The organism is Enterococcus sp. AMC1086 (genome assembly GCF_058216575.1).
Genome location: NZ_CM177100.1, coordinates 421,979 through 438,163 on the forward strand (window position 1 = coordinate 421,979; position 16,185 = coordinate 438,163).

At 39.0% G+C, this 16,185-nt stretch carries 30 protein-coding genes; all 30 read left to right on the forward strand.

What is annotated here, in order from left to right; genetic code table 11:
* Nucleotides 1-6: 6 nt before the first annotated feature.
* The 30 genes from AC4BC4_RS02065 to rplQ all read left to right on the forward strand — a co-directional run bounded on the left by AC4BC4_RS02065 (nt 7) and on the right by rplQ (nt 16,090).
* Nucleotides 7-1,434: a 6-phospho-beta-glucosidase gene (locus AC4BC4_RS02065; protein ID WP_438757434.1), complete on the forward strand. Its 1,428-nt coding sequence runs from the start codon at nt 7-9 to the stop codon at nt 1,432-1,434.
* A gap of 500 nt (nt 1,435-1,934) precedes the next feature.
* Nucleotides 1,935-2,243, forward strand: a complete 309-nt coding sequence (gene rpsJ / locus AC4BC4_RS02070) for a 30S ribosomal protein S10 (protein ID WP_002389727.1) — start codon at nt 1,935-1,937, stop codon at nt 2,241-2,243.
* Between the two features lie 24 nt (nt 2,244-2,267).
* Nucleotides 2,268-2,897 carry a 50S ribosomal protein L3 gene (gene rplC, locus AC4BC4_RS02075; RefSeq protein WP_438757433.1) on the forward strand — a complete coding sequence of 210 codons (630 nt, stop codon included), beginning with the start codon at nt 2,268-2,270 and terminating at the stop codon, nt 2,895-2,897.
* Nucleotides 2,898-2,922: 25 nt separating this feature from the next.
* The gene (gene rplD, locus AC4BC4_RS02080) at nt 2,923-3,546 is read left to right on the forward strand and encodes a 50S ribosomal protein L4 (protein WP_010761689.1); all 624 of its coding nucleotides are present in this window, start codon (nt 2,923-2,925) and stop codon (nt 3,544-3,546) included.
* Nucleotides 3,546-3,836 carry a 50S ribosomal protein L23 gene (gene rplW / locus AC4BC4_RS02085; protein ID WP_010761688.1) on the forward strand — a complete coding sequence of 97 codons (291 nt, stop codon included), beginning with the start codon at nt 3,546-3,548 and terminating at the stop codon, nt 3,834-3,836. The genes rplD and rplW overlap by 1 nt, the downstream gene beginning before the upstream one ends.
* Nucleotides 3,837-3,875: 39 nt before the next feature.
* On the forward strand, nt 3,876-4,706 hold the full coding sequence (gene rplB, locus AC4BC4_RS02090; RefSeq protein WP_438757432.1) for a 50S ribosomal protein L2: 831 nt from the start codon (nt 3,876-3,878) through the stop codon (nt 4,704-4,706).
* Between the two features lie 42 nt (nt 4,707-4,748).
* Nucleotides 4,749-5,027, forward strand: coding sequence for a 30S ribosomal protein S19 (rpsS, locus tag AC4BC4_RS02095; RefSeq protein WP_438757431.1), 279 nt, complete (start codon nt 4,749-4,751; stop codon nt 5,025-5,027).
* A gap of 21 nt (nt 5,028-5,048) precedes the next feature.
* Complete coding sequence (rplV, locus tag AC4BC4_RS02100; RefSeq protein ID WP_010761685.1) at nt 5,049-5,396, forward strand: 50S ribosomal protein L22; 348 nt, start codon at nt 5,049-5,051, stop codon at nt 5,394-5,396.
* A 114-nt stretch (nt 5,397-5,510) separates the two neighbouring features.
* On the forward strand, nt 5,511-6,167 hold the full coding sequence (gene rpsC, locus AC4BC4_RS02105; RefSeq protein WP_010761684.1) for a 30S ribosomal protein S3: 657 nt from the start codon (nt 5,511-5,513) through the stop codon (nt 6,165-6,167).
* Between the two features lie 2 nt (nt 6,168-6,169).
* A complete protein-coding gene (rplP, locus tag AC4BC4_RS02110) occupies nt 6,170-6,604 on the forward strand; it encodes a 50S ribosomal protein L16 (RefSeq protein ID WP_002356208.1) in 435 nt (144 codons plus the stop codon).
* Nucleotides 6,594-6,782: a 50S ribosomal protein L29 gene (gene rpmC, locus AC4BC4_RS02115; protein WP_010761682.1), complete on the forward strand. Its 189-nt coding sequence runs from the start codon at nt 6,594-6,596 to the stop codon at nt 6,780-6,782. Before rplP ends, rpmC begins: the two co-directional genes overlap by 11 nt.
* 23 nt (nt 6,783-6,805) lie before the next feature.
* Entirely contained in the window at nt 6,806-7,072 is a 267-nt protein-coding gene (gene rpsQ, locus AC4BC4_RS02120) for a 30S ribosomal protein S17 (RefSeq protein ID WP_010761681.1), read from the forward strand.
* Nucleotides 7,073-7,131: 59 nt separating this feature from the next.
* The gene (gene rplN / locus AC4BC4_RS02125; protein ID WP_010761680.1) at nt 7,132-7,500 is read left to right on the forward strand and encodes a 50S ribosomal protein L14; all 369 of its coding nucleotides are present in this window, start codon (nt 7,132-7,134) and stop codon (nt 7,498-7,500) included.
* A gap of 34 nt (nt 7,501-7,534) precedes the next feature.
* A complete protein-coding gene (rplX, locus tag AC4BC4_RS02130; protein WP_010761679.1) occupies nt 7,535-7,843 on the forward strand; it encodes a 50S ribosomal protein L24 in 309 nt (102 codons plus the stop codon).
* Nucleotides 7,844-7,869: 26 nt separating this feature from the next.
* The gene (rplE, locus tag AC4BC4_RS02135; RefSeq protein WP_071878400.1) at nt 7,870-8,409 is read left to right on the forward strand and encodes a 50S ribosomal protein L5; all 540 of its coding nucleotides are present in this window, start codon (nt 7,870-7,872) and stop codon (nt 8,407-8,409) included.
* An 18-nt stretch (nt 8,410-8,427) separates the two neighbouring features.
* Nucleotides 8,428-8,613 carry a type Z 30S ribosomal protein S14 gene (locus AC4BC4_RS02140; protein WP_002356214.1) on the forward strand — a complete coding sequence of 62 codons (186 nt, stop codon included), beginning with the start codon at nt 8,428-8,430 and terminating at the stop codon, nt 8,611-8,613.
* A gap of 35 nt (nt 8,614-8,648) precedes the next feature.
* Entirely contained in the window at nt 8,649-9,047 is a 399-nt protein-coding gene (gene rpsH, locus AC4BC4_RS02145; protein ID WP_010761677.1) for a 30S ribosomal protein S8, read from the forward strand.
* 31 nt (nt 9,048-9,078) lie between these two features.
* On the forward strand, nt 9,079-9,615 hold the full coding sequence (gene rplF, locus AC4BC4_RS02150; RefSeq protein WP_025869795.1) for a 50S ribosomal protein L6: 537 nt from the start codon (nt 9,079-9,081) through the stop codon (nt 9,613-9,615).
* Nucleotides 9,616-9,711: 96 nt separating this feature from the next.
* Nucleotides 9,712-10,068, forward strand: a complete 357-nt coding sequence (gene rplR, locus AC4BC4_RS02155) for a 50S ribosomal protein L18 (protein ID WP_010761675.1) — start codon at nt 9,712-9,714, stop codon at nt 10,066-10,068.
* A gap of 20 nt (nt 10,069-10,088) precedes the next feature.
* Entirely contained in the window at nt 10,089-10,589 is a 501-nt protein-coding gene (gene rpsE / locus AC4BC4_RS02160) for a 30S ribosomal protein S5 (RefSeq protein ID WP_010761674.1), read from the forward strand.
* Between the two features lie 13 nt (nt 10,590-10,602).
* Nucleotides 10,603-10,782, forward strand: a complete 180-nt coding sequence (rpmD, locus tag AC4BC4_RS02165) for a 50S ribosomal protein L30 (RefSeq protein WP_069635453.1) — start codon at nt 10,603-10,605, stop codon at nt 10,780-10,782.
* Nucleotides 10,783-10,818: 36 nt separating this feature from the next.
* Nucleotides 10,819-11,262 (forward strand): 50S ribosomal protein L15, encoded by a 444-nt coding sequence (rplO, locus tag AC4BC4_RS02170; protein ID WP_206846230.1) that lies wholly within the window; start codon nt 10,819-10,821, stop codon nt 11,260-11,262.
* On the forward strand, nt 11,262-12,560 hold the full coding sequence (gene secY, locus AC4BC4_RS02175) for a preprotein translocase subunit SecY (protein WP_490476621.1): 1,299 nt from the start codon (nt 11,262-11,264) through the stop codon (nt 12,558-12,560). The genes rplO and secY overlap by 1 nt, the downstream gene beginning before the upstream one ends.
* An 86-nt stretch (nt 12,561-12,646) precedes the next feature.
* Nucleotides 12,647-13,297, forward strand: coding sequence for an adenylate kinase (locus AC4BC4_RS02180; RefSeq protein ID WP_490476622.1), 651 nt, complete (start codon nt 12,647-12,649; stop codon nt 13,295-13,297).
* Between the two features lie 194 nt (nt 13,298-13,491).
* Nucleotides 13,492-13,710, forward strand: a complete 219-nt coding sequence (gene infA, locus AC4BC4_RS02185) for a translation initiation factor IF-1 (RefSeq protein WP_002356224.1) — start codon at nt 13,492-13,494, stop codon at nt 13,708-13,710.
* A 32-nt stretch (nt 13,711-13,742) separates the two neighbouring features.
* Nucleotides 13,743-13,859 carry a 50S ribosomal protein L36 gene (gene rpmJ / locus AC4BC4_RS02190; RefSeq protein WP_002288710.1) on the forward strand — a complete coding sequence of 39 codons (117 nt, stop codon included), beginning with the start codon at nt 13,743-13,745 and terminating at the stop codon, nt 13,857-13,859.
* Nucleotides 13,860-13,877: 18 nt separating this feature from the next.
* Nucleotides 13,878-14,243, forward strand: a complete 366-nt coding sequence (rpsM, locus tag AC4BC4_RS02195; RefSeq protein ID WP_010766211.1) for a 30S ribosomal protein S13 — start codon at nt 13,878-13,880, stop codon at nt 14,241-14,243.
* Nucleotides 14,244-14,270: 27 nt separating this feature from the next.
* On the forward strand, nt 14,271-14,660 hold the full coding sequence (gene rpsK / locus AC4BC4_RS02200; RefSeq protein WP_010761668.1) for a 30S ribosomal protein S11: 390 nt from the start codon (nt 14,271-14,273) through the stop codon (nt 14,658-14,660).
* Nucleotides 14,661-14,740: 80 nt separating this feature from the next.
* Nucleotides 14,741-15,679 carry a DNA-directed RNA polymerase subunit alpha gene (locus AC4BC4_RS02205; RefSeq protein WP_010761667.1) on the forward strand — a complete coding sequence of 313 codons (939 nt, stop codon included), beginning with the start codon at nt 14,741-14,743 and terminating at the stop codon, nt 15,677-15,679.
* 27 nt (nt 15,680-15,706) lie between these two features.
* Nucleotides 15,707-16,090: a 50S ribosomal protein L17 gene (gene rplQ, locus AC4BC4_RS02210; protein ID WP_069635449.1), complete on the forward strand. Its 384-nt coding sequence runs from the start codon at nt 15,707-15,709 to the stop codon at nt 16,088-16,090.
* Nucleotides 16,091-16,185 lie beyond the last annotated feature (95 nt).

The following is a 16,185-nucleotide window of genomic DNA, read 5'->3' on the forward strand; positions in this document are numbered from 1 at the left end:
AAGAAAATGGTACAAAAAGATTTTTTATGGGGTGGAGCTTTAGCTGCCCATCAATTTGAAGGTGGTTGGAATGCTGGTGGTAAAGGCCCAAGCGTAATTGATGTAATGACTGCAGGAGAACATGGTGTTGCAAGGGAGATTACGGCAACAATTGAAGCGGATAAATTTTATCCAAATCAAGTTGCAATTGATTTTTATCATGAATATAAGAAAGATATTACGTTATTTGCAGAAATGGGTTTGAAGTGCTTACGCACCTCGATTGCGTGGACGCGAATTTTCCCTAAAGGTGATGAAGCTGAACCGAATGAAGAGGGATTGGAATTTTATGATGATGTTTTTGATGAATTGTTGAAAAATGGTATTGAGCCAGTCATCACACTATCCCATTTTGAAATGCCTTTACATTTAGCGCGTGAATACGGTGGTTTTCGCAATCGTCAAGTGATTGATTTTTTTGCTAAGTTTGCCAAAGTAGTGTTTGAACGGTACCGAGACAAAGTGAAATACTGGATGACTTTTAACGAAATCAATAATCAAATGGATGTTAATAATCCAATTTTCTTATGGACGAATTCAGGTGTTTTGGTTGAAGAAGGCGAAAATGCTAAAGAAGTGATGTATCAAGTCGCTCACAACGAACTGGTTGCCAGTGCTAAAGCTGTGATGATCGGGAAAGAAATTAATCCAGCGTTTCAAATTGGCTGTATGGTTTCTCACGTGCCTATCTATCCTTATTCATGTGATCCAGCCGATATTATGGCAGCTGAAGAAGCGAATCGTCAAAGGTTTTTCTTTGCTGATGTACATGTTCGCGGGAAATATCCAAACTACGCATTAAAAGAGTTCGAACGAGAAGGGTATAATATAGACATACGTTTAGAAGATTTAGCCGTTTTGAAAGCTGGAACAGTCGATTATGTTGGGTTTAGCTACTATATGTCGACAGTAGTAAAAGCGGACGCTAAAAATGATATCGACAATAACATCGTTAACGGTGGCCTGGCTAATGGTGTTGATAACCCGCATATCCAATCAACTGATTGGGGCTGGGCGATTGATCCGGAAGGACTACGCGTTACATTGAACCGTTTATATGATCGTTATCAAGTACCTCTGTTTATCGTAGAAAATGGATTTGGCGCTATTGACGAGTTGGAAAATGGGAAAGTTCATGACGAAACTAGAATTGAGTATTTAAGCAAACATATTGAAGCGTTAGAAAAAGCAGTTGATTATGATGGTGTAGAACTTTTAGGTTATACGCCTTGGGGAATTATTGATTTAGTTTCATTTACAACTGGCGAAATGAAAAAGCGCTATGGAATGATTTATGTAGATCGTGATAATGCAGGAAATGGTACAATGCAGCGCTATAAAAAAGATTCTTTTGCTTGGTATCGCCAAGTTATTGAAAATAATGGATTAAAATAGACAGTTTTAATCTATTATTATATGAGAGAGACACCTTGAATTTTCTTTTGTACTAGGTTTTGATGACATAGTATCAAAGAGAGTCGGGGTGTTTTTTTGAGTGACGATAAAAAGTATACCTAGGCAGTTTTAAAAGGAGTTCTATTCACTAATTAAGATATAAAAGTGTTTAATGTAAAAATAGTAGAAAATTATTTTTGAACGTCGAATGATTGAGGAGGTAGGAAAAAAAGTGTAGCCTTTAAAATATCTTTTTAAGAAAGGCAATTAAAAAAAATGTGATTTTTACGAAAAAAACCTTGCTATTACTATGTTTCTATAATATAATTACAAAGGTGCTATTTACAGAAGTGTAAAAGCATTGGTAAATCAAGCTTTTGATCTACCGGCTAGGAAACGAGAGGTTGCGACACGCCCGGGCGCTTTGCCACGAACGAGCGTGACGGAAAAATTTTCGTGGAGCTATGTCTACTTTCAAAATAGGCGAAGGAGGGAACAAGATGGCAAAACAAAAAATTCGTATCCGTTTAAAAGCGTATGAACACCGTATTTTAGATCAATCAGCGGATAAAATTGTGGAAACAGCAAAAAGAACTGGAGCTGACGTGTCAGGACCAATTCCATTACCAACAGAACGCTCGCTTTACACAGTTATTCGTGCGACTCATAAATACAAAGATTCACGCGAACAATTCGAAATGCGTACGCACAAACGTCTAATCGACATTGTGAACCCAACACCAAAAACAGTTGATGCTTTAATGAAGCTTGACTTACCATCTGGTGTGAATATTGAGATCAAACTATAAAATCAAGACAATGGAGGTGTACTCATGACCAAAGGAATCTTAGGGAAAAAAGTGGGAATGACACAAATCTTTACTGAGTCTGGTGAATTAATTCCAGTAACAGTAGTTGAAGCTACGCCAAACGTAGTTTTACAAGTAAAAACTGTTGCGACTGATGGATACGAAGCTATCCAAATCGGTTACCAAGACAAACGTGAAGTATTAGCGAACAAACCTGCGAAAGGTCATGTTGCAAAAGCAAACACGGCTCCTAAGCGCTTCATTAAGGAATTCAAAAATGTTGAGCTGGGAGAATATGAAGTAGGTACAGAAATTAAGGTAGATGTTTTCCAAGCAGGAGACATTATTGATGTTACAGGAACTTCGAAAGGTAAAGGATTCCAAGGCGTTATCAAACGTCACGGACAAAGCCGCGGACCAATGAGTCACGGATCTCGTTACCACCGTCGTCCTGGGTCAATGGGTCCAGTAGCGCCAAACCGTGTATTTAAAAATAAAAAACTTGCCGGCCGTATGGGTGGTAACCGCGTAACAATTCAAAATCTTGAAATTGTTAAAGTGGACGCTGAAAGAAATGTAATCATGATCAAAGGGAACATTCCTGGAGCGAAAAAATCATTAATCACAATCAAATCAGCTGTGAAAGCTAAATAAGCGTAGGGAAAGGAGGAACTAAGGAATGCCGAATGTAGCATTATTTAAACAAGATGGAACTCAAAATGGTGAAATCACTTTAAACGAAGAGATTTTCGGAATCGAACCAAATGAAACAGTTGTCTACGATGCAATCATCATGCAACGTGCTTCATTAAGACAAGGTACACACTCAGTAAAACATCGCGGAGAAGTTCGTGGCGGTGGCCGTAAACCATGGCGTCAAAAAGGAACTGGTCGTGCTCGTCAAGGTTCAATTCGTTCACCACAATGGCGTGGAGGTGGCGTAGTCTTCGGACCAACACCACGTTCTTACAGCTACAAACTTCCTAAAAAAGTTCGTCGTTTAGCAATGAAATCTGTATTGTCAGATAAAGTTGCTGAAAACAACTTGGTTGCTGTTGAAGCGTTAGGCTTTGATGCACCAAAAACAAAAGAATTTAAACAAGTTCTTACAAACTTATCTATTGATGCGAAAGTATTAGTTGTTTTAGAAACAGGAAATGATTTTGCAGCATTGTCTGCACGTAATCTACCAAACGTTTCTGTAGTAACTTCTGATAACGTAAGTGTTTTAGATATCGTTTCTAATACTAAAGTATTGGCAACACAAACTGCTCTTACTCAAATTGAGGAGGTGCTTGCATAATGAACTTACTAGACGTAATCAAACGCCCAGTGATCACTGAAAAATCCATGCTTGCTATGGACGAAAAGAAATACACTTTCGAAGTGGACACTCGCGCCAATAAAACTTTAGTAAAACAAGCTGTTGTAGCAGCATTTGATGTTAAAGTTAAAAACGTAAACATCATTAACGTGCGCCCTAAATTTAAACGTATGGGCAAACATGCTGGTTACACAAAAAAACGTCGCAAAGCTGTTGTGACATTAACTGATGATTCAAAAGAAATTCAAATTTTCGATGCTGCTGAATAAGCAGACCATGTTTAACTATTAAATGGGAGGGAAAAAGACGTGGCGATTAAAAAGTACAAACCTACCACAAATGGCCGTCGTAATATGACAGCATCTGATTTCGCTGAAATCACGACATCAACACCGGAAAAAACGTTGTTGGCGCCATTAAAAAACCATGCCGGTCGTAACAACAATGGTCGTATTACTGTTCGTCATCAAGGTGGCGGTCACAAACGCCAATACCGTATGATTGACTTCAAACGTAATAAAGATAACGTTGTAGCGGTTGTCAAAACTATCGAGTATGATCCAAATCGTTCTGCTAACATCGCGTTAGTACATTACGAAGATGGAGTTAAAGCATACATTTTAGCACCAAAAGGATTGGAAGTAGGCATGCGCCTTGTTTCCGGTACTGAATCAGATATTAAAATTGGGAACGCATTGCCATTGGAAAATATTCCAGTAGGTACTGTTGTCCACAACATTGAAATGAAACCTGGTAAAGGCGGTCAATTAATCCGTTCTGCTGGAACAAGTGCTCAAGTACTTGGTAAAGAAGGCAAATACGTATTAATCCGTTTGAACTCTGGTGAAGTTCGTATGATCTTAGCAACTTGCCGTGCAACTGTCGGTGCTGTTGGTAATGAACAACACGAATTAATCAACATTGGTAAAGCAGGCCGCTCTCGTTGGATGCGTAAACGCCCAACTGTACGTGGTAGCGTAATGAACCCGAACGATCACCCACACGGTGGTGGTGAAGGTAAACAACCGATTGGACGTAAAGCGCCAGTATCACCTTGGGGCCAACCAGCTATCGGCTTGAAAACTCGTAATAAAAAAGCTAAATCAGACAAACTTATCGTTCGTCGTCGTACTAAATAATTTTTTTGACCATGTGTCGTACATTTTGAGAGGAGGTTCACCATGGGTCGTAGTTTGAAAAAAGGACCTTTCGTCGATGAGCATCTAATGAAAAAAGTAGAAGCTCAAGAAGGTGCTGAAAAGAAAAAAGTAATTAGAACTTGGTCTCGCCGTTCTACAATTTTCCCACAATTTGTTGGGTTTACAATTGCTGTATATGATGGACGTAAACACGTTCCTGTATACATCCAAGAAGATATGGTAGGTCATAAATTAGGTGAATTTGCACCAACTAGAACTTATCGTGGCCACGGAGCCGACGATAAGAAAACTAGACGTTAATTTTGAGGGGAGGAAATGCAAATGTCAGAACAAATTACATCAGCTAAGGCAACTGCAAAAACAGTTCGCACTTCACCTCGTAAAGCCCGTTTAGTAATCGATCTTATCAGAGGTAAAAGCGTTGCGGATGCAATTTCTATCTTGAAATTCATGCCTAACAAATCTGCTGGAATCATTGAGAAAGTTTTAATGTCAGCAGTTGCTAACGCAGAAAATAACTTTGACTTAGACGTTGAAAACTTAGTAGTATCTGAAGCATTTGTCAACGAAGGACCAACAATGAAACGCTTCCGTCCTCGTGCAAAAGGTTCAGCATCACCAATTAACAAACGTACAAGTCATCTTACAGTAGTCGTATCAGAAAAATAATCTGTTTTTTTAAAACAGACGTCACTTAATAAGAGGAGGTCCATTTTTCTTAATGCTTTAGCATTTTGAAATAGTGGCTGCCGAATCTTAAAAGATTAAGAGGAGGGACAATCAGTGGGTCAAAAAGTACATCCAATAGGAATGCGTGTAGGCATCATCCGCGACTGGGATGCAAAATGGTATGCTGAAAAAGAGTATGCTGAGTTCTTACACGAAGATTTAAGAATCCGTAAATTTATCGCGACAAAACTTGCTGATGCCGCTGTGTCTACAATTGAGATCGAGCGCGCTGCAAATCGTGTGAATATTTCAATCCACACAGCTAAACCAGGTATGGTTATCGGTAAAGGCGGATCTGAAGTCGAAAACCTAAGAAAATCATTAAATTCATTAACTGGTAAAAGAGTTCATATCAACATCATTGAAATCAAAAAACCAGATTTAGATGCAAAATTAGTAGGCGAAGGAATTGCACGTCAATTAGAAAATCGTGTTGCTTTCCGTCGTGCTCAAAAACAAGCGATCCAACGCACTATGCGTTCAGGCGCTAAAGGAATCAAAACACAAGTATCAGGTCGTTTAAACGGGGCGGATATCGCTCGTTCAGAAGGTTACTCTGAAGGTACAGTTCCACTTCACACATTGCGTGCTGATATCGATTACGCATGGGAAGAAGCAGACACAACTTACGGAAAATTAGGAGTTAAAGTGTGGATTTACCGTGGAGAAATTCTTCCAACGAAAAAAAACGCTGAGAAAGGAGGGAAATAATCATGTTAGTACCTAAACGTGTAAAGCACCGTCGTGAATTTAGAGGTAAAATGCGTGGTGAAGCCAAAGGCGGAAAAGAAGTAGCATTTGGTGAATGGGGTTTACAAGCAACTGAATCTCACTGGATTACTAACCGCCAAATCGAAGCTGCCCGTATTGCTATGACTCGTTATATGAAACGTGGCGGGAAAGTATGGATTAAAATTTTCCCTCACAAATCATATACAAGTAAAGCCATCGGTGTTCGTATGGGTAAAGGTAAAGGGGCACCTGAAGGCTGGGTATCACCAGTTAAACGTGGTAAAATCATGTTTGAAATCGCAGGAGTACCTGAAGAAGTAGCTCGTGAAGCACTTCGCCTTGCATCCCACAAATTACCGGTGAAAACCAAAATTGTAAAACGTGAGGAAATGGGTGGTGAATCGAATGAAGGTTAAAGAAATCAGAGAATTAACCACTGCCGAAATGCTTGAAAAAGAAAAGCAATTCAAAGAAGAATTATTTAATCTTAGATTCCAACTAGCAACAGGTCAATTAGAAAACACTGCACGTATTCAAGAAGTACGTCAATCGATTGCACGCATCAAAACAGTATTGCGTGAACAAGCTAACTAATAGTGGAAGGAGGCCAAACGCGTATGACTGAAGAAAGAAATCAACGCAAAGTTTACCAAGGTCGTGTTGTTTCAGACAAGATGGATAAAACTATCACTGTTGTTGTAGAAACAAAGAAAAACCATCCTATTTATGGTAAACGTATGAAATATTCTAAGAAATACAAAGCTCATGATGAAAACAACACTGCAAAAGTTGGAGACATCGTAAGAATCATGGAAACTCGTCCATTATCAGCTACAAAACGTTTCCGTTTACTAGAGGTAGTCGAAGAAGCAGTTATTATCTAATAAAAACGAGATTTTCCTATATAGATTGAAACATAAAATCTGAAAGGGGGATACACATCGTGATCCAACAAGAAAGCCGATTAAAAGTCGCAGATAACTCAGGTGCTCGTGAAATCTTAACGATTAAAGTACTAGGTGGTTCTGGACGTAAAACTGCTAATATTGGTGACGTGATTGTTGCTACGGTTAAACATGCAACGCCAGGTGGGGTTGTCAAAAAAGGTGAAGTCGTAAAAGCCGTTATCGTTCGTACTAAATCAGGAGCTCGTCGTACAGACGGTTCATACATTAAATTTGATGAAAATGCTGCTGTAATCATTCGTGATGATAAGAGCCCGCGTGGAACTCGTATCTTCGGTCCTGTTGCACGTGAATTACGTGAAAACAACTTCATGAAGATCGTTTCTCTAGCACCAGAAGTATTATAATCAGGACACGTATCAAAGGAGGTGCGAAACAGTAATGTTTGTTAAAAAAGGCGATAAAGTGAAAATTATCACTGGTAAAGACAAAAATAAAGAAGGCGTTGTATTAGCAGCGTTTCCTAAAAAAGACAAAGTCATCGTTGAAGGTGTTAACATCATGAAAAAACACCAAAAACCAAATCAAGCAGCGCCGCAAGGCGGAATCCTAGAAGTCGAAGCGCCGATTCATGTTTCTAATGTAATGGTGATTGATGGAACAGGTGTAGCTGGTCGTGTAGGTTACAAAGAAGTCGATGGTAAAAAAGTCCGTGTTTCTAAAAAAACCGGTGAAGTCTTAGATAAATAGATTAAAAGGAAGGAGGGGCTTACTAAATGAACCGCCTGAAAGAAAAATATATTAAAGAAATTACTCCATCATTAGTGGAAAAATTTAATTATAGTTCAGTTATGCAAACACCAAAAGTTGATAAAATCGTTATTAACATGGGTGTGGGTGACGCTGTTTCAAACGCGAAAAACTTAGATAAAGCAGTTGAAGAACTAGCTTTGATCACAGGTCAAAAACCATTGATTACTAAAGCTAAGAAATCAATCGCTGGATTCCGTTTACGTGAAGGAATGCCAATCGGTGCGAAAGTTACTTTACGCGGAGAAAGAATGTACGAATTTTTAGATAAATTAGTATCTGTTTCTCTACCTCGTGTACGTGACTTCCACGGAGTAAGCAAAAAAGCTTTTGACGGACGTGGTAACTATACTTTAGGTGTTAAAGAACAATTAATCTTCCCAGAAGTTGATTATGATTTAGTAGATAAAGTACGCGGTATGGACATCGTTATTGTAACGACTGCAAACACAGATGAAGAATCTCGTGAATTGTTGGCACAATTAGGTATGCCATTCCAAAAATAATAAAAGGAGGCGAACTACGTGGCTAAAAAATCAATGATTGCTAAAAATAAACGCCCTGCAAAACATTCAACACAAGCGTATACTCGTTGTGAACGTTGCGGACGTCCACATTCAGTTTATCGTAAATTTCATCTTTGCCGTATTTGCTTCCGCGAACTTGCCTATAAAGGTCAAATTCCCGGCGTGAAGAAAGCTAGCTGGTAAACAAGTAAACTCGCATAAAGGAGGTAAATAGTTCAATGGTCATGACAGATCCAATTGCAGATTTTCTAACGCGCATTCGTAATGCAAACATGGTTAAACATGAAAGCTTAGAAGTGCCTGCGTCAAAAATCAAACGTGATATCGCAGAAATCCTTAAACGTGAAGGTTTCGTACGCGATGTAGAATATATCGAAGATGACAAACAAGGCGTGATTCGTGTTTTCCTTAAATACGGTAAAAACGAAGAACGTGTTATCACAAACTTAAAACGTATCTCTAAACCAGGCTTACGTGCTTATGTCAAATCTGACGAAGTACCTAAAGTATTGAATGGTCTAGGAATCGCGATTATCTCTACTTCTGAAGGTGTTGTAACTGATAAAGAAGCAAGAGCTAAAAACATCGGCGGCGAAGTAATCGCCTACGTATGGTAATTTAAAAAAACACACAAGGAGGTGTCTCTAAGTGAGCCGTATTGGTAATAAAATCGTTGTACTTCCTGCTGGCGTCGAAGTCAAACAAGAAGGAAACAACATTACTGTAAAAGGACCTAAAGGTGAATTAACGCGTGAATTTTCTGCTGATATCACAATGAATATCGAAGGAAATGAAGTAACATTCACTCGTCCAAATGATAGCAAAGACATGAAAACAATCCACGGAACAACTCGTGCGAACTTCAACAACATGGTTGTTGGTGTAAGTACAGGCTTTGAAAAAGGTCTTGAACTTATCGGGGTTGGGTACCGTGCTCAAATGCAAGGGACTACATTAGTTCTTAACGTTGGGTATTCTCATCCAGTAGAAATCACACCACCAGCTGGTGTAACTGTAGAAGTACCTTCGAATACACAAGTAGTTGTAAAAGGCGCTAACAAAGAACACGTTGGTGAATTAGCAGCAAATATTCGTGGTACTCGTCCTCCAGAACCTTATAAAGGCAAAGGAATCCGTTATGTTGGCGAATTCGTACGTCGTAAAGAAGGTAAAACTGGTAAATAATAGCAGCTTGAGAGTTATTTTTCAACTCAGATTGAAAAATAACGATCCGTTGTTTATCGCAGCTTAATAGCTAGCAAATACAAAGAGGTGACAATTGTGATTACAAAACCAGATAAAAACAAAACACGCCAAAAGAGACATCGCCGTGTACGTAACAAAATCTCTGGTACTGCTGAGTGCCCACGCTTGAACGTATTCCGTTCTAACAAAAACATCTACGCGCAAATCATTGATGACGTAGCGGGTGTAACGCTAGCAAGTGCCTCTGCCTTAGATAAAGAAATTTCAGGTGGAAACAAAACAGAAACAGCCGCAGCTGTTGGTAAATTAATCGCTGAACGTGCCGCTGAAAAAGGCGTTAAAGTAGTAGTCTTTGACCGTGGTGGATACCTTTACCATGGCCGCGTGCAAGCTTTAGCTGAAGCAGCGCGTGAAAATGGACTAGAATTTTAGGAGAAGGAGGAACACCATTCATGGTTTATATTGATCCAAAACACTTGGAATTAGAAGACCGCGTGGTTTCTATCAACCGTGTAACTAAAGTTGTTAAAGGTGGACGTCGTCTACGTTTTGCAGCACTAGTTGTTGTGGGAGATAAAAACGGTCACGTTGGCTTTGGGACTGGTAAAGCACAAGAAGTGCCAGAAGCAATCCGTAAAGCAATCGAAGACGCGAAGAAAAACTTAGTTGAAGTGCCTATGGTTGGTTCTAGTATCCCTCACGAAGTGATCGGGGTATTCGGTGGTGGCCGTATCCTTATGAAACCTGCAGTAGAAGGTTCTGGGGTAGCCGCTGGTGGACCAGTTCGTGCCGTATTAGAATTAGCTGGTGTAGCAGATATTACATCAAAATCATTAGGTTCCAACACACCAATCAACGTTGTTCGCGCAACAGTTGAAGGGTTAAAACAATTAAAACGTGCCGAAGAAGTGGCAGCACTTCGTGGTAAATCTGTAGAAGAAATCTTAGGATAAGGAGGACAAAAGAATGGCTGAATTAAAAGTTACATTAAAACGCAGCGTTATCGGACGTCCTCAAAACCAAAAAGATACAGTAAAAGCATTAGGTTTAGGAAAAGTAAACAGCTCTGTTGTCAAACCTGCTAACGAAGCAATCAAAGGTATGATCAACACTGTGTCACATTTAGTGGACGTTGAAGAAGTTTAATTTACAATAGTACATTGTTAAGGAGGTGCCAAACCAATGAAACTTCATGAATTGAAACCTGCTGAAGGTTCACGCCAAGTACGTAACCGTGTTGGACGTGGTACTTCATCTGGTAATGGTAAAACATCCGGCCGTGGACAAAAAGGGCAAAAAGCTCGTTCAGGCGGTGGTGTAAGACTAGGATTTGAAGGGGGTCAAACTCCATTATTCCGTCGTTTACCAAAACGCGGCTTCACGAATATCAACCGTAAAGATTATGCAGTCATCAACTTAGATGTCTTAAATCGTTTCGAAGATGGAACTGAAGTAACACCTGCAGGCTTGATCGAAGCTGGAATCGTGAAAAACGAAAAAGCTGGAATCAAAGTTCTTGCCAATGGTGAATTAACAACTAAAAAATTAACTGTGAAAGCAGCTAAATTCTCTAAAGCAGCAGAAGAAGCAATTGTTGCAGCTGGTGGATCAATCGAGGTGATCTAATGTTTAAACTATTAAAAGATGCTTTTAAAGTCAAAGACATTAGATCAAAAATTTTGTTTACTGTATTCATTCTTTTTGTATTTCGTTTAGGTGCACATATAACTGTACCTGGCGTGAATGCAAAAGGTTTGCAAGACTTAAGCAATTTACCATTTTTAAACATGTTGAATATGGTCAGCGGTAGTGCGATGCAAAACTTCTCTATCTTCTCGATGGGGGTTTCGCCTTATATTACAGCATCGATCATCATCCAATTATTACAAATGGATATTGTACCAAAATTCGTAGAATGGTCGAAGCAAGGTGAAGTTGGACGTAAGAAATTGAATCAAGCAACAAGATATCTAACGATCGTTTTAGGTATTGCCCAATCTATTGGGATAACTGCTGGATTTCAACAATTAAGTTCAGTTGGGATTGTAGAAAATCCTAACGTAAACACGTATGTGATGATTTCTGTTATTTTAACGGGTGGAACAATGTTTGTAACATGGTTAGGAGAACAAATTACTGAAAAAGGAATCGGTAATGGTGTTTCAATGATTATCTTCGCCGGGATTATTTCTCGTGTACCAGAAGGGATCAAAGAAATCATTGACGATTACTTTATCAATATTGAGCCTTCTAGAATTTGGCAATCTGCTATTTTTATTGCAATTTTAATCATTGCGATTTTAGTTATTGTTACAGTAGTAACATTTTTCCAGCAAGCAGAACGTAAAATTCCAATCCAATATACTAAACGTGTTTCAGGTGCGCCAACTAGCAGTTATTTACCATTAAAAGTAAATGCTGCAGGGGTTATCCCAGTTATCTTCGCTAGTTCGTTGATTGCGACGCCGAATGCTGTTTTACAAGCCTTCTCTAAGAGTTATTCTGGTGAAGGTTGGTATGATATAATGACACAAATTTTTAGTTACAATACCGTTCCAGGTGCGATTATTTATACTGTACTGATCGTCGCTTTCACATTCTTCTATGCATTTGTTCAAGTAAACCCTGAGAAATTAGCGGAAAACTTACAAAAACAAGGAAGTTATATTCCAAGCGTACGACCAGGTAAAGGGACAGAAGAATATATTTCTGGAATGTTAATGAGACTAAGTGTTGTCGGTTCGATATTCCTAGGTTTAGTTGCGTTACTTCCGATCATTGCACAAATGATCTGGAAATTACCGCAGTCTATCGGCCTTGGAGGAACGAGCTTACTGATTGTGATAGGTGTTGCTTTAGAAACAGCGAAACAATTAGAAGGTTTAATGTTGAAACGTCAATATGTTGGCTTTATCAATAAGTAAGAATAGTGTGTTGAGGATTATCCTCAGCACCATTCTCTCATTGGGCTAGCTTCAAAAGCCAGCCTTTAAAATTAGGAGGAAATGAAATGAACCTCATTTTAATGGGATTGCCTGGGGCAGGCAAAGGGACTCAAGCAGAACAGATCGTGGATACTTATGGTATTCCGCATATTTCTACAGGAGATATGTTCCGTGCTGCGATGAAAAACGAAACTGCTCTTGGCTTAGAAGCGAAATCTTATATCGATAAAGGTGCTTTGGTTCCAGACGATGTAACGAATGGAATTGTCAAAGAACGTTTGGCAGAACCTGATACTGATAAAGGTTTTTTATTAGATGGTTTTCCACGTACTTTGGATCAAGCAGAAGCATTAGATAAAATGTTAAAAGAATTAAATAAAAAAATTGATGCTGTCATCGACATCCATGTCGAAGAAGATATCTTGGTTGAACGCTTAGCTGGTCGGTTTATCTGCCGAACGTGCGGAGCAACTTATCATAAAATCTTCAATCCTCCTACTGTAGAAGGAACATGTGATCGTTGCGGCGGACATGAATTTTATCAAAGAGAAGATGATAAGCCTGAAACGGTCAAAAACCGTCTGGCAGTCAACATCAAAAGCAGTGCGCCGATTTTAGACTTTTACAAGGCTAAAAATGTATTGCATACAATAGATGGGAACCGCGAGATCGATACTGTTTTTTCTGAAGTGAAAGAAATCATTGAAAAAAAATAGTTATCTGATTTGCTGCATACTTACCATTTGTGTTTGATTCAGATTCTCTTGCCAAATCGAATAGTTTATGATAGAATATATCAGTCCGACTTCTACCTTTTTGTAGAAGCTTAATTGAAAATTCTAGGTGGGGGCTGAAGTTTCCGCCATTTTATCGTGTGAAAATGCGAAACAAGTACAAGGAGGTACTGTGCGTGGCTAAAGAAGATATGATTGAAGTCGAAGGTACAGTCGTCGAAACTTTGCCGAATGCAATGTTTAAAGTTGAACTAGAAAATGGACACCAAGTTCTTGCTACTGTTTCCGGTAAGATCCGTATGCACTATATTCGAATTTTACCTGGAGATAAAGTAACTGTAGAGTTATCTCCATATGATTTAACTCGTGGTCGAATCACTTATCGCTTTAAATAATTGTACTCCGTAAAATTCAAGGAGGTATTATCATGAAAGTAAGACCATCAGTAAAACCAATGTGTGAACATTGTAAAGTAATTCGCCGTAAAGGACGTGTTATGGTCATTTGCCCAGCAAATCCAAAACATAAACAACGTCAAGGATAATAGGAGGTGTAACGTAGAATGGCTCGTATTGCAGGAGTAGACATCCCTCGTGATAAACGTGTAGTAATTTCTCTTACTTATATTTTTGGTATTGGTAATACTACCGCTAAAAAAGTTTTAGCAAACGTTGGTGTATCTGAAGATATTCGTGTTCGCGATTTAACAAACGAACAAACAGATGCTATCCGTGCGGAAATTGATAAGTTAAAAATTGAAGGTGATCTTCGTCGTGAAGTCAACCTGAACATCAAACGCTTGATGGAAATCGGTTCATACCGTGGAATCCGTCACCGTCGTGGATTACCAACTCGTGGACAAAACACGAAAAACAATGCACGTACTCGTAAAGGCCCAGCTCGTACTGTAGCAGGCAAGAAAAAATAATTCCTAAGTGAAGGAGGTTAGATCTTCATGGCAGCAAAGAAAGTTAGTCGTAAACGCCGTGTGAAAAAGAATATAGAAACTGGGATTGCACATATCCATTCTACATTCAATAATACAATTGTAATGATCACTGACAGTCATGGTAATGCATTAGCATGGTCATCAGCAGGATCATTAGGTTTTAAAGGAAGCAAAAAATCAACACCGTTTGCAGCTCAAATGGCCGCAGAAGCTGCAACTAAAGCAGCACAAGAACACGGACTTAAAACTGTTGATGTAACAGTTAAAGGACCAGGTTCTGGACGTGAAGCAGCGATTCGTTCATTGCAAGCAACAGGTTTAGAAGTGACTGCAATTCGTGACGTGACTCCAGTTCCTCATAATGGATGCCGCCCTCCAAAACGCCGTCGTGTTTAATGAGTGCCACTCATTCTGAGTTTGAATTAAGAACGTCATTGAACAAGACACTTTTCGTTTTGAAAGGGGTATAGATAAGAATGATTGAATTTGAAAAACCAAGAATCGAAAAAATTGATGAGAATAGAGATTATGGCAAGTTCGTCGTTGAACCACTGGAAAGAGGTTACGGGACTACTTTAGGCAATTCTCTACGTCGTATTTTATTATCTTCTTTACCAGGAGCCGCTATTACCAATATTCAAATCGATGGTGTGTTGCATGAATTCTCTACCATTAAAGGTGTAAGAGAAGACGTAACTCAAATTATCTTGAATATCAAAGGGTTAGCATTAAAGCTTTATGCAGAAGAAGAAAAAACCCTTGAGATCGATATTACAGGACCTGCTACAGTAACTGCTGGCGATATTATCGTTGACAGCGATGTTGAGATCTTGAATAAAGATTTAATTATCTGTAGTGTCTCTGAAGGAGCTACTTTCCATGCTCGCTTAACAGTGAAACCTGGTCGTGGCTATGTTCAAGCAGACGAGAACAAAAAGGAAGATATGCCAATTGGTGTTCTCCCTGTTGATTCCATCTATACACCAGTTCGCCGTGTGAACTACCAAGTAGAAAACACTCGTGTTGGTCGTCGTGATGACTTCGACAAATTAACAATGGAAATATGGACTGATGGTTCAATCATTCCTCAAGAAGCCCTTAGCTTAGCTGCTAAGATTATGACGGAGCATTTAGACATCTTTGTTAATCTTACTGATGAAGCGAAAAACGCTGAAATCATGGTTGAAAAAGAAGAAACACAAAAAGAAAAAATGCTAGAAATGACCATCGAAGAACTAGACTTGTCTGTTCGTTCATACAATTGTTTAAAACGTGCAGGTATTAACACTGTACAAGAACTTACAAATAAATCTGAACCAGAAATGATCAAAGTACGTAATTTAGGTCGTAAATCTCTTGAAGAGGTTAAACTAAAACTACATGATTTAGGTTTAGGCTTACGTAAAGACGATTAATACTTTTTACGAAGGAGGAAAACCAACGTGGGTTATCGTAAATTAGGACGCACATCAAGCCAACGTAAGGCAATGTTGCGTGATTTAACTACTGATTTAATTATCAATGAACGTATCGTTACGACTGAAGCTCGTGCGAAAGAAGTTCGTTCTACAACAGAAAAAATGATTACTTTAGGCAAACGTGGAGATCTTCATGCACGTCGTCAAGCAGCTACTTTTGTACGTAATGAAGTCGCTAGTGTACGTGAAGAAAATGAAGCAATCGTTGTTGAATCAGCTTTACAAAAGTTATTCAATGATCTTGCACCTCGTTATGCTGAACGCCAAGGTGGTTACACTCGTATCTTGAAGACAGAACCAAGACGCGGAGATGCAGCACCAATGGTCATTATCGAATTTGTTAAATAATCAAACTATACCGTCACTTTATAGATGATTCTTTTAGAGTGTTATGATGTTGGAGGCGACTCCTAGTCTAGCTCAACGCTTTCCCTACCGAACTT

Coding starts and splice junctions, on each gene's coding strand:
- rpsJ (WP_002389727.1), top strand. CDS start 1,935: ATGGCAAAACAAAAAATTCGTATCCGTTTAAAAGCGTATGAACACCGT.
- rplO (WP_206846230.1), top strand. CDS start 10,819: ATGAAACTTCATGAATTGAAACCTGCTGAAGGTTCACGCCAAGTACGT.
- AC4BC4_RS02180 (WP_490476622.1), top strand. CDS start 12,647: ATGAACCTCATTTTAATGGGATTGCCTGGGGCAGGCAAAGGGACTCAA.
- rplW (WP_010761688.1), top strand. CDS start 3,546: ATGAACTTACTAGACGTAATCAAACGCCCAGTGATCACTGAAAAATCC.
- rpsQ (WP_010761681.1), top strand. CDS start 6,806: ATGACTGAAGAAAGAAATCAACGCAAAGTTTACCAAGGTCGTGTTGTT.
- rplX (WP_010761679.1), top strand. CDS start 7,535: ATGTTTGTTAAAAAAGGCGATAAAGTGAAAATTATCACTGGTAAAGAC.
- rpsK (WP_010761668.1), top strand. CDS start 14,271: ATGGCAGCAAAGAAAGTTAGTCGTAAACGCCGTGTGAAAAAGAATATA.
- rpmC (WP_010761682.1), top strand. CDS start 6,594: ATGAAGGTTAAAGAAATCAGAGAATTAACCACTGCCGAAATGCTTGAA.
- rpsS (WP_438757431.1), top strand. CDS start 4,749: ATGGGTCGTAGTTTGAAAAAAGGACCTTTCGTCGATGAGCATCTAATG.
- rpsH (WP_010761677.1), top strand. CDS start 8,649: ATGGTCATGACAGATCCAATTGCAGATTTTCTAACGCGCATTCGTAAT.
- AC4BC4_RS02205 (WP_010761667.1), top strand. CDS start 14,741: ATGATTGAATTTGAAAAACCAAGAATCGAAAAAATTGATGAGAATAGA.
- rplP (WP_002356208.1), top strand. CDS start 6,170: ATGTTAGTACCTAAACGTGTAAAGCACCGTCGTGAATTTAGAGGTAAA.
- rpmJ (WP_002288710.1), top strand. CDS start 13,743: ATGAAAGTAAGACCATCAGTAAAACCAATGTGTGAACATTGTAAAGTA.
- rplE (WP_071878400.1), top strand. CDS start 7,870: ATGAACCGCCTGAAAGAAAAATATATTAAAGAAATTACTCCATCATTA.
- rplD (WP_010761689.1), top strand. CDS start 2,923: ATGCCGAATGTAGCATTATTTAAACAAGATGGAACTCAAAATGGTGAA.
- secY (WP_490476621.1), top strand. CDS start 11,262: ATGTTTAAACTATTAAAAGATGCTTTTAAAGTCAAAGACATTAGATCA.
- AC4BC4_RS02065 (WP_438757434.1), top strand. CDS start 7: ATGGTACAAAAAGATTTTTTATGGGGTGGAGCTTTAGCTGCCCATCAA.
- rpsE (WP_010761674.1), top strand. CDS start 10,089: ATGGTTTATATTGATCCAAAACACTTGGAATTAGAAGACCGCGTGGTT.
- rplC (WP_438757433.1), top strand. CDS start 2,268: ATGACCAAAGGAATCTTAGGGAAAAAAGTGGGAATGACACAAATCTTT.
- rpsM (WP_010766211.1), top strand. CDS start 13,878: ATGGCTCGTATTGCAGGAGTAGACATCCCTCGTGATAAACGTGTAGTA.
- rplV (WP_010761685.1), top strand. CDS start 5,049: ATGTCAGAACAAATTACATCAGCTAAGGCAACTGCAAAAACAGTTCGC.
- rpmD (WP_069635453.1), top strand. CDS start 10,603: ATGGCTGAATTAAAAGTTACATTAAAACGCAGCGTTATCGGACGTCCT.